The organism is Aurantiacibacter atlanticus, assembly GCF_001077815.2.
GTDB classification, from domain to species: domain Bacteria; phylum Pseudomonadota; class Alphaproteobacteria; order Sphingomonadales; family Sphingomonadaceae; genus Alteraurantiacibacter; species Alteraurantiacibacter atlanticus.
The window spans coordinates 200,581-213,126 of sequence record NZ_CP011310.1 but is presented as its reverse complement, the minus strand read 5'-3'; the positions used below and the strand labels follow the sequence as shown (position 1 = coordinate 213,126).

Here is a 12,546-nt window from a genome sequence, read left to right as displayed (position 1 = left end):
CCAGATCTAGAGCGGATTTCCGTCGCGGTCGCGGAAAATTTCGCGGCGGCCGACGTGATTGGCCGGGCCCACCAGTCCTTCGCCTTCCATCCGCTCAATCCATTTGGCGGCAGTGTTGTAACCAACACCCATCTGGCGCTGGAGCCATGATCCCGAAGCCTTCTGGTTCTCGATCACTATTTGGCAGGCCTGCCGGTATTTACGTTCTTCCGGATTATCCGATGCGGTAAATTCATCTTCAAAGTTGAAACCACCATCTTCAGGTTCCTCGGTGACCGAATCGACATAGGCGGGCGCGCCTTGGCCGCGCCAGTGATCGGCCACCTTTTCCACTTCCTCATCGCTTACAAACGGACCGTGGACGCGTTTGAGCGCACCGGTATTAGGCTTGTAGAGCATGTCACCCTTGCCCAGCAATTGCTCGGCACCCTGCTCGCCAAGGATCGTGCGGCTATCAATGCGGCTGGTGACGTTGAAACTGATGCGGGTTGGCAGATTGGCCTTGATGACGCCGGTGATCACATCGACGGAAGGGCGCTGCGTCGCCATGATAAGATGGATGCCCGCAGCACGGCTCTTTTGCGAAAGGCGCTGGATCAGCACCTCGATTTCCTTACCAACCGTCACCATCAGATCGGCCAGTTCGTCAACGATCAGAACAATCTGTGGCAGGACCTCGTAATCGAGCTCCTTTTCCTCGACTACGGCCTCGCCCGTTTCGGGATCGTAGCCGGTCTGCACGGTACGCTTTAACGGCTTGCCCTTGGCGGCAGCTGCAGCGACGCGTTCGTTGAAGCCGACAAGATTGCGTGCGCCAATCTCGCTCATCATTCGATAGCGACGCTCCATCTCCTCCACCGCCCATTTGAGTGAGCGCACCGATTTGTGCGGTTCTGTCACCACGGGGGCAAGAAGATGGGGAATATCGTCGTAACTTTTCAGCTCCAGCACCTTGGGATCGATCAGGATCAGGCGACATTCGGCTGGCGTAAAACGGTATAGCAGCGACAAAAGGATGCAATTGAGGCCAACCGATTTGCCCGATCCGGTGGTGCCCGCCACCAGAAGATGCGGCATGGCGGCAAGGTCTGTCACCACGGGTTCACCTGAGATGCCCTTGCCAAGAATGATCGGCAGGCCGCCGTTCGATCCGGCGAAAGCTTCGGAGCCGACCATCTCCCTGAAATTGACCATTTGCCGGTTTGCATTGGGCAATTCGATGCCCATGACGGTCTTGCCCGGAATGGGCGCGACGCGGGCGGAAATCGCGCTCATATTGCGGGCAATGTCCTCGGCGAGGCCAATCACCCGGCTCGCCTTGATGCCGGGCGCTGGCTCCAGCTCATACATGGTGACAACAGGGCCGGTCTTGACCGCGGTAATTTCACCTTTGACATTGAAATCATCGAGCACGGTTTCAAGCAGGCGAGCATTGCGTTCAAGTGCCAGCTTGTCGAGCGCTGGCACCTGATTGGCCGGGCCTTCTTCAAGCAGATCTATGCCAGGCAGATCATATTCTGCGAACAGATCCTTTTGCGACGCCTTGGTAGCGGGGCGGGCGCGACGCGGCGGGCTGGCCGGATCGCTGATTTCTGGCGCACGTCGCGGCGCTGCGGGTTCTGCATCGTCATCGGTGTCATCGTCGCCATCACTATCCACAGCGGCATCCTTTTCAGGGCGCCGGCGCTGTTTGCGCGTAGCTTCTGCCTTGAACGGATTAGCTGAATTGGTGAATTGCGACCGATTTTTTATCCAATTCGGTATGGTAAGGAAACGTGACCAATCCACTGCAAATACCCGTCCGGCCAGCGTCGCGCCGCCCAGCAGCGATGCCACACCGGCAGCAAGGATGGTCCAGAAGCGTGCGGCCTCGGGCAAAAGATCGGCAATTGCGCGTATGCCCGCCTCGCCCAGCAGGCCGACAAGGCCGCCAAAACCCGCAGGCCATCCGTGATTGCGCGGCTCCGTCACCAGGGCTAGCGTCGTTGCCAGCAAGGCCATGCCCAGCAACAGCATGGCCACGGCGCCCCACCACTTACCGTCCCAATATTCCTCGAAATCGGCATCGCGCCACAGTTTGCGCGCCGAAACATAGGTTAGCGGCAGCAACAGCACAGAGGCCCAGCCAAAGCTGATCAGCGCCAGATCGGCGGCAAAGGCGCCAGGCTTGCCCATCCAGTTATCGACCACATCGCCCGCAGCCGTGGATAATGATGGGTCGGTCTGACTGTAGCTGAGCAGGGACAGCGCGAGAAATATCGTAAAACCATACAGCAATACCGCGCCTGTCAGCTGCGCACTGCGGGCCAGCGAGCGGCGGAAAGCTGCGCGCATGTCTGCACCCTGATGTGAGGCCCGCGTGGCCATGAACTGTTCCCTTACATTGCGTCCCTTCGGCTAGAATCCCACAGCGGGAGTCCCCGGTCAATGATGTTTGCCGATCAGCCTGCCCATGTGGCACAAATGCCGTCAATGGCGGCCCAACACGGCCAGTTAAGCCTTTTGGCGCGGGCCGCATTCATGCCGCCAAGCGCCACGACCGGCATCTGCGCATGGCTGGCAAGGGTACGAAACCGCTGTAAGCCTAGCGCCCCTGCGTCCGGGTGCGAGCGGGTGGGGAAGACCGGCGAAACCATGACGGCATCGGCACCAGCCCTGTTGGCCTGCGCAATTTCGCCCATATTGTGGGCAGTTGCGATGGCAAGCAATCCGGCGCGGCGCGGGGCAAGGGCGAGCGGCGCGCCGTAAATACCGTCTGCGCCCCATTCCGCGGCAGTCTGAGCACTGTCCGCAATGATGACGATATGCCCGGCCCGCCTTGCAATTCGCCCGAGCGCGGCGAACCGGGCGAAGCGATCTGTCGGTGCAAGGTGATAATGGCGGAATACCAGCGCAGAGCCAGCGGGCATATGCGCCAAAGCAGCATCCAGATCGCCATCATTGCGCTCATCGGAAATCAACCAGAGGCGCGGGAGGGACTGGAAAGCCGTCATCACCCCGCTATAGCGCTCAGATGGATCAAAGTGCCAACAGCAACAGTCCGGCTGGCCGTCTTGCTTGTGTCGAAGCAGAAATAGCCAAGGCCTGCAGGGGCGCCCGCCGCGAACGCGAAGACGTAACGTTGATTGCGGTCAGTAAAATGCATCCTGTGCAAGCCATAACCCCGCTTATTGCAGCAGGTCAGCGCGTCTTTGGTGAAAACCGCGTGCAGGAAACACAGGAGAAATGGCCTGCCCTGCGCGAAACAACGCCCGATATCGAGCTGCACCTTGTCGGCCAGCTGCAATCGAAAAAGGCCGATGATGCCGTGGCGCTGTTTGATTGCATCCACTCGCTTGATCGACCGAGCCTGATCAAGGCGCTGGCCAAGGCATTCGACAAGGCGGGCCGACAAGTGCCCTGCTTCGTGCAGGTCAATATAGGGGACGAGCCGCAGAAGGGCGGATGCGCGATTGCCGAACTTGGCGCGCTGGTGGCCTCTGCCCGCGATGCGGATATCCCCTTGGCGGGCCTCATGTGCGTGCCCCCGCTGGATACAGAGCCTGCGCCTTTCTTCGCGCTTATGGCCAAGCTGGCCGATGACCTTGGCCTGGACGGGCGCAGCATGGGGATGAGCGGTGATTATCCGATCGCCATCATGCTTGGCGCAACACATGTGCGCGTGGGCACCGCCCTTTTTGGCGCACGCGCATAGTTGGGTCTCCAACCGCTGGCCATCCGCGCCGATGTTGACGCAAGGTGCCTGATCGCGCCACAAGCCAAACCTACAGATGTCCTTTCATACGGGAACCCATACCATGAGCCGCCAGCTTTCCACTTTTATCGCCTTGCCCGCACTCAGCCTGCTGGCCATGCCCGCGCAGGCGCAGGATGACCAGAACCCCTATGCCGTCTGTGCGCAGATGGAAGATGATGCGGCGCGCCTGGCCTGTTTCGATTCCACTTATGCAGAACAAGTCGTGGTCATTGCAGAGCACGAGGAACGTGTGGCAACCGAGCGCGAGGAAATTTTTGGTTTCCGCGAGCGCGATGACGAGATTGAGCGTGCGGCCGCCGAAGAAGCCGCCGTTTCCGCCACGGTGAGCGAGGTTTTGCGGGGCAATCGTCGCTCTCAGGTATTCCTGCTCGACAATGGGCAGCTATGGCGTGAAATTGACGGATCGACCTTGCGCAATCGCGTCCGCGAAGGATGGCAGGCCACCGTCACGCGCCATTGGAGCGGGGCCTATGAAATGCGTTTCGAAGGTCGGTCCGGCTACCTTAGGGTTGCCCGCCTCCGCTGACGCAAGACCTTAAAAGCTAAATGAAAAACGAACCTTAACCATTGGTATTATATAGGGGAGGAATTCATTCGATAATGAGTCTTCGCAAAGAATTGGATGATCTGAAATGGAACATCAAAGCCGATATGATCCGAATGCATCCTCGGACGGGTCCGGGCAACGTCGCGCGCATGGACGTGCCAGGGTCGCTATCTCCTGCGAATTGAAGATTGGCACCCGGGCATGGCACAGGGCAAAGCTGGCAGATCTGACGCCATCGGGTTTCCAGGTCGCCACATTTGACGCACCCGCGCGCGGCACGCCGCTCTATATCCGTTTTGCAGGTTTGCAGATGCAACATGCCGAAGTGTGCTGGGGCAAAGATGGAATGGTCGGTTGCCGCTTCCTGTCAGAATTGAGCAGCTATGTTTTTGAGCACATCGTGGGCACTGTTTCTGCCAACTGACAATCTGTCGTCGATTCAGGCGCGGATTTCCAGCCAGGCCCGAAATTACTGAGCCGCTTCGGCCAGTTCGGCTTCACCCGCCTCGATCGCATCCAGCAGCGCACGTTCCAATTTGCGTAGGCGCTCTGCCGAATCGACCTTCATACCGAGCAGATCCGTGACGTAAAACGTATCGACTGCGCGTTCTCCATAATGGCTGATATGCGCTGAATTCACCAACAGGCTCTGTTCGAACAGAGCGCGGGTCAGCCGGTTTAACAGAGCAGGGCGATCGGTTGCATTCACCTCTATCACGGTAAAGCGGTTGGACGCGTCATTGTCGAAGACGACATTGGCGGCAACCCGGAAATTTTCCGCTCGCACTTGTTTGAGTGGGCGTTTGGCCAGCCGTGGCACCATGTCGATCTTGTTTGCTAACGCGTCTTCAATGGATTTCTTCAGCCGCATCAATTGGGCTGCTTCGCTGAATGGTTTGCCGAGCGGATCCTGCACAATGAAATTATCGACCGCCTTGCCCACGCGATTGGTGTGGATGCGCGCATCGATGATATTGCCGCCGGCCAGGTGAATGGCCCCCGCGATACGGAAAAACAGGCCTGGATGATCATCGCCAATCACCGTAACCATAGTTGCGCCCAGCGCTTCGACAAATTCGGTGTGGATCGACAGTGAATGCCTGCCTGCGCGTGCTGCGGCATAATGCGGCAAATTGATGGCGATCACTTCTTCGGATTCGGCAATCCAGTAGCTGTCACCGAACATGTCATCGAGACTGGTGACGAGACTGTCCAAATCGCCCAGCATTTCTGCAACGCGTTCCTTTTTCTCGGCAACGCGTTGCGCCCGGCCATGTGTCTTGTGGCCCAGGCGCAGCCGCTGCTGCGCCGCTTCAAACAGGTCTGACAGCAATTGGCGCTTCCAGCTGTTCCAGATCCCCGGTCCGACGGCGCGGATATCGACTATGGTCAGCACCGTCAGCAGGCGCAGCCGTTCAAGGCTCTGCACCTCGGCCACGAAATCGGTAATGGTCTTGGGGTCGGAAATATCGCGCTTGAAGGCAGTCGCGCTCATCAGCAAGTGAAAGCGTACCAGCCAGGCGACGAGTTCGGTTTCTTTCTTGTCCAGGCCGAACCGCGGACACACCTTATGCGCGACACCAGCGCCCAGCACCGAATGATCGCCGCCACGACCCTTGGCGATGTCGTGCAACAAGGTGGCGACATATAATACGCGTCGATTGATGAGCTTGGGCAGGATGTCACTTGCCAGCGGGTGGTCTTCCTTAAGCGCCCCGCGCTCTATCTCGCTCAACAGGCCGATGGCGCGAATCGTGTGTTCATCCACCGTGTAGTGGTGATACATATCGAATTGCATCTGCGCGTTGACCTTGCCGAAATCAGGGACAAAACGGCCAAATACGCCCGCTTCGTTCATCCAGCGCAGCACGTTTTCGGGATCGTTCCGGCCAGCGAGTACATCCATGAAAAGCGCATTCGCACGCGCATCCTTGCGCACTTCTGCAGTGATTAGCGCGGCATCGCGGCGTGCCATGCGCGTGGTGCCGGGATGGATTTCGAGACCCTCGCGCTCCGCCACGGCGAATATTTCGACAAGGCGCACCGGATCCTGTTCAAACCAGTCATTTGACGGCGCAGCGATCCTGCCATCGGTAATGACATAGCCTTCTACATTGCGCGTTTTGCCGGGCCACATATTGGCAATGAAATCAGCCATGCGGCTCTTTTCAGCGGTCTGATCTTCCATATGCGCAAGGAACACGCCGGTAAGATGGCCGACATGTTTGGCTTGCAGAAAATAGAACTGCATGAAGCGTTCGACCGCGCTCTTGCCCGGCCTGTCAGCATAATTCATTCGGGCGGCGACTTCGCGTTGCAGATCGAACGTCAGGCGGTCTTCAGCGCGACCGGCGATCGTGTGCAGATGCGCACGCACCGACAAAAGGAAGCCTTCTGCGCGGCGAAAGCTGCGATATTCGCGTTCGGTGAAAAGTCCCTTCTTGACCAGCTCTGCCGCGCTTTTGACGCTGTGGACATATTTGCCCATCCAGTAGAGCGTCTGGAGATCGCGCAGGCCGCCCTTGCCATCCTTCACATTGGGTTCGACGACATAGCGCGAATCCCCCATGCGCTTGTGACGGGCGTTGCGTTCAACCAGCTTTTCCTGAACGAAAACCGCTTCTGTGCCGGGCACGACTTCGTTCCAGAATTGCGCGCTGGCCGCGTCATATACTTCCTGGTCGCCCCACAGAAACCGGCCCTCGAGCAAAGCGGTGCGGATTGTCAGATCCTCCTTCGCCATGCGCGAAGCCTCTTTGAGAGACCGGGTCGAATGGCCAACCTGCAAGTTCAGATCCCACAGATAATAAAGGATCGCCTCGATCACCTGTTCGCACCAATGGGTAGGCTTGTCAGGCGTGATGAAAGCGAGGTCGACGTCGGAATATGGCGCCATTTCTCCGCGTCCATATCCGCCTACCGCCAGCAGTGCGATGCGCTCTCCGCTCGAACGGTTGCCGGCGGGATAGACATCGTCAACCACGTGATCGTGCACGAGGCGGATCAGCTGGTCGATCAGAAAAGCCTGTCCATGGGCATGTTCGTGCCCCGCGCCGGGCCGCTTCGCCAGCCGCTCCATCAACTCCTTGCGGCCGCTTTCAAGCGCCTTGCGCAATTCTGCAACAATGGCCTGACGCCCGTCAGATACGCCCTGCTCTTTCACGATCCGGGCGATTGCGGAGGCGAGTTGGCGGCGATCAACGATCTTGCGCTGACGGGGGATGCTGGGAAGGCTCACGATCCGGAAAATAGGCGCAAATTGCGCCATATGCAAAGCACGCATTTCTGCACTTCCGCCAAGCAGGGCTTTCGCGCAGCGCGGCTCTATGCCAAAGCGCCTGTAACCAAACGGGCCGCGCGCGGTCGATACCCCAAGGGGCAAGAAGACAATGCTGGACATGCTGGCAACGGCAACGGGCGGGGCAATCGAGTGGAGCGAACTGGGTCTGAAACCCGGTCTTGACCTCGGTTTCTTCACGCTGAAATATTATTCGCTCGCCTATCTGGCGGGGATCATCTTCGCTTATTGGCACCTTTCCAGGATGATCAAGGCCCCCGGCGCGCCAATGGGGCAGCTGCATGTGGACGATCTGTTCTTCTATTGCACGCTGGGCATCATCCTTGGCGGACGTCTTGGCTATGCCACGTTTTACGAGCCGAGCCTGTGGACCGATTTTTCCGGCGACGGCTTCGTTTCGTGGAAAGTTCTGCGCCTGTGGGATGGCGGGATGAGCTTCCATGGCGGATTGCTGGGCGTGGTCGTAGCCATCGGCTGGGTCAGCTGGCGTGGCGGTCTGCCATTCTTGCGCGTATGCGATTATATCGCGGTCAATGTGGGCCTTGGCATGTTGCTGGGACGCATCGCCAATTTCATCAATGGCGAATTGTGGGGGCGGGTTGCTGGGCCAGACGTGCCGTGGGCAATGATCTTCCCCACCGATCCGCTGGCGCTGCCACGTCATCCCAGCCAGCTTTATCAGGCGCTGGGTGAAGGCCTGCTGGTGCTGGTGGTCATGCTGTGCCTGTTCTGGCTGACGCGCGCGCGGTTTCGTCCCGGCCTGCTGGTGGGCGCCTTTACCGTGCTCATCTCATCCGCGCGCTTTGCCAATGAATTCTTCCGCCAGCCTGATGCCCAGCTTACTGAATTTGCCATGCGGACCGGCCTCAGCATGGGCCAATGGCTGACGATACCCTTGATCCTGCTCGGCATCGTGCTGGTGGCCTGGGCGCTTTCGCGGCGTGAATTGGCGAGCGGCAGGCCGGGCACCACGGCGCGGCCCACGGTCAAGGGAGCGCCTCCTGAAATTGACACGGAGGTGGTTTGAACCTGCCGCCAGACGATGCCGCCAAGCCGGATCTGGGCGATGTTTTTCGCCGCCTGATTGCAGCAACAGGCCCGATAAGCCTGCTGCAATATATGGGCGAATCAAATGCCCGCTATTACGCTGAACACCCCGCTATTGGCGGTGCAGGGGATTTTGTCACCGCGCCCGAAATCAGCCAGATGTTCGGTGAACTCATCGGCCTGTGCCTGGCAGATTTGTGGCAGCGCGCAGGCAAGCCCGAGCCTGTCCATTATATCGAACTGGGTCCGGGCAAGGGCACACTGGCGCGCGATGCACTACGGGCGATGCGCCAGCAAGGTCTCCACCCGCAAATGCATCTGGTTGAAACATCGCAGGCCATGCGTGAAGCGCAAATCGCTGCCGTGCCCGGCGTCATCCATCACCATGATCTCACCACTGTTCCGCAAGACGGCCCGATCCTGCTGGTGGCCAATGAATTTCTCGATGCCTTGCCCGTGCGCCAGTTGGTGAAGACCGATAATGGCTGGCGTGAAGTAATGGTTGGTGTGAATGCGGCGGGCGCATTTGTCGAAACGGTGGGAGGCCAGCCGTTGGACGCGGCGGTTTCTTCTGAGCGCCGCGATGATCCTGCCGGCAGCGTGATCGAAACCTCTCCCGCATGCGCCGCCATTGTTTCTGAAGTGGCGAGCCGGCTGGCATTGCAGGGCGGAGCCGCACTTTTCATCGATTATGGTCATGCGGACGGGCGCAGCGGTTCAAGCGTGCAGGCGGTGCGCGGGCATGAACGTGTTGGCCTGTTTGATGCACCCGGGGAAGCGGATATTTCCGCGCATGTCGATTTTGCGCAGGGTGAAGCCATCGCAGCCGCGCAAGGCTGCCGCGTGCTAGGCACGGTCACGCAGGGGAGCTGGCTTTACGCGCTTGGCATTATGCAGCGCGCCCAGGCACTTGCCACCGGCGCGCCCGACCAGCGTGAGGCTTTGATGCAGGCCAGAGACCGGCTGATCGCGCCCGATCAGATGGGCACCTTATTCAAGGTAATGGGGCTGGCTGGCCCGGACTGGCCCGATGCCGCAGGTTTTCCAAGGGGCGAACCCGCCCGCTAACGCGAGATCGAGCTCTTCGCGATTGTCAGGTCGACGACAAGGCCGCGCTCGGTAAAGCGACGTTCCCATGTTCCGCCAAGCTGGCTCTTCACGCTCATTTCGACAAGGCGCGAACCAAAGCCATCCTCGCCGCCGCCAACAGCAGGCGGTCCGCCATGTTCAACCCATGTGAGGGCCAGAGTGTCACCGCAATCCTCGATCACGAGGTTCACATGCCCCTCATCAACCGACAGCGCGCCATATTTCGCAGAATTGGTGGCGAGTTCATGGAATACCAGCGCCAGCGGCGTCGCGACCTGTTGGCTGATGTTGGCATCATCCCCGCTAACGCGCACGCGCGGATTGTCGCTATCGTTCGTGTAAGGAGCGAACAGCGCCGCAAGCAATCCCTGCAACTTATCCTGCATGATGCCGCTACTGCCCGGCTGGACGAATTCATGGGCCCTGTTGAGCGCCCGCAGCACCGCGATCAGTTCGTTGGCGAATGGTTCGTGTTCGGGGGTCTTGCGTACCTTTAAAGTCGCCAGCCCGATCATGACGGCAAAGATGTTCTTGATACGATGCGATAATTCACGCGTCAGCATGTTCCGCTGTTCAAGCAATTGGTGCATCTCGTCGATGTCGGTGACGGTGCCAAACCAATGCGCCGTTCCATCCTGCTCTGTCATCGGCAGCGCCTGGTTGAGCACCCAACGATAGCTACCGTCGGCAAACTTCATACGAAATTCGTGTTCGAAGGCCTCGCTCTTCTTGGGCGTGTCTAACCAGTTATCCAGCGCAAATCCGCGGTCATCAGGATGGATATATTCCTTCCAGTCCTCCGTGTTATTGGGCGGCGCGGCACCGATCTGCTTGGCCCAGCGCGAATTGAAATAATCGAAGTTACCCTTGCCATCGGCGGACCATGCAATCTGCGGCAAGCCTTCGAGAATGGCTGCCAGACGATCCTCGCGCTGCTGAATTTCACGGTGGGCGCGGATGTTGGAGCGGCGCGCGTTGAGCCGCCGCATCACAGCCTGGCCCAGGACAGCCAGACCGTGCTTCTGGAAATCACTCAGCCCATCAGGACGGGGCACAGCATCAATCACGCATAGGGCGCCTAGCGGCGCTCCTTCTTCGGATACCAACCGCTGACCAGCATAGAAGCGGACAGCCGTGGGGCCTGTTACCAGCGCGTTATCGGAAAAGCGCGGATCGAGCGTGGCATCGCGCACTTCCAGCATCTCTGGCGTCAGCATCGCATGGGCGCAAAAAGAGACATTGCGCGGTGTCTCGCGTATGTCCAGACCCTCTCCTGCCAGGAAACGCTGGCGCAATTCCTCAACCAGGGTAACTTGCGCTACCGGCACATCACATAGACGCGCGGCAAATTCGACAATGGATTTGAGTTCCGGGTCATCTTCCAGCGCGTCCGGGTCGAAACTTTCGACAATGCGCAGGCGTTCGTCCTCGTCCATTACATGAGGATGGGGCGCAGGAGGAATATCCTCAAAAGAAGAAGTGTGAGTTTTCAATAGCTTGGCTCTTCGTAATCATTTTCTAGCCGCTGTCAGTTGGAAATGGAAGATCATCCTTTGCATCCAGTTGCTTTTGCAACTTGTTTGCCTATTGCAGCGTGCTTGCTATCTCCGCGCCTTAGATCGAGAGGAAAATTGCGATGCGCGCCACCCCAGAGTTCGATTTCGGCCTGACCGAAGAAGCCCAGATGATCCGCGACAGCGTGGCCCGTTTCGCTGATGAGAGAATCGCTCCGATTGCCGCGAAAATCGATGCGGAGGACTGGTTTCCGATTGAGCTATGGCCTGAAATGGGAGAGCTGGGCCTGCATGGCATGACCGTGGCCGAATCCGATGGCGGCACCGGCCTTGGCTATCTGGAACATCTGATCGCGGTAGAAGAGGTCAGCCGTGCCAGCGCATCACTTGGCCTGAGTTACGGCGCGCATTCCAATCTTTGCGTCAACCAGATCGCCCGGTGGGGCAATGCTGCGCAAAAGGCGAAATATCTGCCCGGCCTGATTTCGGGCGAGCATGTCGGTTCGCTGGCGATGAGCGAGCCTGCCGCGGGCAGCGATGTCGTCAGCATGAAACTGAAGGCAGACAGCCTGCAGGGCGGGTACCTGCTCAATGGCACAAAGTTCTGGATTACCAATGGCCATGCGGCTGAAACGCTGGTGGTCTATGCCCGGACAGATGCCGATGCCGGCAGCAAGGGCATTACCGCGTTCCTCATTGAAAAGAATATGGACGGCTTTGCCCCCGGCCAGAAGATCGAGAAGATGGGCATGAAAGGCTCCATCACTTCAGAGTTGGTTTTTCAAGATTGCCACGTTCCCGAAGAGAATGTGCTGGGCGAAGTGGGCAAGGGCGTGCAGGTGTTGATGAGCGGGCTTGATTACGAGCGCGTCGTGCTCTCGGGCGTGCAGATCGGCATCATGCAGGCCTGCCTCGATACGGTCATCCCCTACGTCCGTGATCGCACCCAGTTCGGCAAGCCGATCGGCGCCTTCCAGCTGATGCAAGCCAAGGTGGCGGATATGTATGTCGCGCTGCAATCGGCACGTGCCTATGCCTATGCCGTGGCTAAGGCCTGCGATGGTGGACAAACGACGCGTTTCGACGCTGCAGGCACGATCCTGCTGGCATCGGAAAATGCGTTCCGCGTCGCGGGCGAGTCGGTTCAGGCATTGGGCGGTGCGGGCTACACCACGGACTGGCCAGTGGAACGCTATCTGCGCGATGCCAAACTGCTGGATATCGGCGCTGGCACGAATGAGATCAGGCGCATGCTTATTGGCCGCGAATTGATCGGAGCGGCGGGGTAACTTCA

The 12,546-nt window shown here is 59.0% G+C and carries 10 protein-coding genes; 6 read left to right on the top strand and 4 right to left on the bottom strand.

Translation table 11 applies throughout. The features are described 5' to 3' along the window. Positions 1 to 6: 6 nt before the first annotated feature. Both CP97_RS01075 and CP97_RS01070 read right to left on the bottom strand, forming a co-directional pair. Complete coding sequence (locus CP97_RS01075) at positions 7 to 2,367, bottom strand: FtsK/SpoIIIE family DNA translocase (RefSeq protein WP_048884424.1); 2,361 nt, start codon at positions 2,365 to 2,367, stop codon at positions 7 to 9. A gap of 74 nt (positions 2,368 to 2,441) precedes the next feature. Next, positions 2,442 to 2,993: a thiamine phosphate synthase gene (locus CP97_RS01070; protein WP_048884423.1), complete on the bottom strand. Its 552-nt coding sequence runs from the start codon at positions 2,991 to 2,993 to the stop codon at positions 2,442 to 2,444. 20 nt (positions 2,994 to 3,013) lie between these two features. Between CP97_RS01070 and CP97_RS01065 the strand changes: the two genes are divergently transcribed. From CP97_RS01065 to CP97_RS01055, 3 genes are all read left to right on the top strand, one after another. Next, complete coding sequence (locus tag CP97_RS01065) at positions 3,014 to 3,694, top strand: YggS family pyridoxal phosphate-dependent enzyme (protein ID WP_048884422.1); 681 nt, start codon at positions 3,014 to 3,016, stop codon at positions 3,692 to 3,694. A gap of 103 nt (positions 3,695 to 3,797) precedes the next feature. Then, positions 3,798 to 4,283 (top strand): hypothetical protein, encoded by a 486-nt coding sequence (locus CP97_RS01060; RefSeq protein WP_048884421.1) that lies wholly within the window; start codon positions 3,798 to 3,800, stop codon positions 4,281 to 4,283. A 106-nt stretch (positions 4,284 to 4,389) separates the two neighbouring features. Further along, positions 4,390 to 4,728: a PilZ domain-containing protein gene (locus CP97_RS01055; RefSeq protein WP_048884420.1), complete on the top strand. Its 339-nt coding sequence runs from the start codon at positions 4,390 to 4,392 to the stop codon at positions 4,726 to 4,728. A gap of 45 nt (positions 4,729 to 4,773) precedes the next feature. Here CP97_RS01055 and CP97_RS01050 read toward each other — a convergent pair whose 3' ends face one another. Continuing rightward, a complete protein-coding gene (locus CP97_RS01050) occupies positions 4,774 to 7,572 on the bottom strand; it encodes a [protein-PII] uridylyltransferase (protein WP_418202084.1) in 2,799 nt (932 codons plus the stop codon). Between the two features lie 121 nt (positions 7,573 to 7,693). On the opposite strand from CP97_RS01050, the gene lgt reads away from it, so the two are divergent. Together lgt and CP97_RS01040 are read left to right on the top strand one after the other, a co-directional pair. Then, complete coding sequence (lgt, locus tag CP97_RS01045; RefSeq protein WP_048884419.1) at positions 7,694 to 8,629, top strand: prolipoprotein diacylglyceryl transferase; 936 nt, start codon at positions 7,694 to 7,696, stop codon at positions 8,627 to 8,629. Beyond that, complete coding sequence (locus tag CP97_RS01040; RefSeq protein WP_048884418.1) at positions 8,626 to 9,717, top strand: class I SAM-dependent methyltransferase; 1,092 nt, start codon at positions 8,626 to 8,628, stop codon at positions 9,715 to 9,717. The genes lgt and CP97_RS01040 overlap by 4 nt, the downstream gene beginning before the upstream one ends. Here the strand turns inward: CP97_RS01040 and CP97_RS01035 are convergent. Continuing rightward, positions 9,714 to 11,174 (bottom strand): sensor histidine kinase, encoded by a 1,461-nt coding sequence (locus tag CP97_RS01035; RefSeq protein ID WP_048884417.1) that lies wholly within the window; start codon positions 11,172 to 11,174, stop codon positions 9,714 to 9,716. The genes CP97_RS01040 and CP97_RS01035 overlap by 4 nt on opposite strands. 200 nt (positions 11,175 to 11,374) lie before the next feature. Between CP97_RS01035 and CP97_RS01030 the strand changes: the two genes are divergently transcribed. Next, positions 11,375 to 12,541, top strand: coding sequence for an acyl-CoA dehydrogenase family protein (locus CP97_RS01030; RefSeq protein ID WP_048884416.1), 1,167 nt, complete (start codon positions 11,375 to 11,377; stop codon positions 12,539 to 12,541). Positions 12,542 to 12,546 lie beyond the last annotated feature (5 nt).

Coding starts and splice junctions, on each gene's coding strand:
- CP97_RS01050 (WP_418202084.1), bottom strand. CDS start 7,572: ATGGCGCAATTTGCGCCTATTTTCCGGATCGTGAGCCTTCCCAGCATC.
- CP97_RS01075 (WP_048884424.1), bottom strand. CDS start 2,367: ATGGCCACGCGGGCCTCACATCAGGGTGCAGACATGCGCGCAGCTTTC.
- CP97_RS01060 (WP_048884421.1), top strand. CDS start 3,798: ATGAGCCGCCAGCTTTCCACTTTTATCGCCTTGCCCGCACTCAGCCTG.
- CP97_RS01055 (WP_048884420.1), top strand. CDS start 4,390: ATGGAACATCAAAGCCGATATGATCCGAATGCATCCTCGGACGGGTCC.
- lgt (WP_048884419.1), top strand. CDS start 7,694: ATGCTGGACATGCTGGCAACGGCAACGGGCGGGGCAATCGAGTGGAGC.
- CP97_RS01030 (WP_048884416.1), top strand. CDS start 11,375: ATGCGCGCCACCCCAGAGTTCGATTTCGGCCTGACCGAAGAAGCCCAG.
- CP97_RS01035 (WP_048884417.1), bottom strand. CDS start 11,174: ATGGACGAGGACGAACGCCTGCGCATTGTCGAAAGTTTCGACCCGGAC.
- CP97_RS01070 (WP_048884423.1), bottom strand. CDS start 2,993: ATGACGGCTTTCCAGTCCCTCCCGCGCCTCTGGTTGATTTCCGATGAG.
- CP97_RS01065 (WP_048884422.1), top strand. CDS start 3,014: ATGGATCAAAGTGCCAACAGCAACAGTCCGGCTGGCCGTCTTGCTTGT.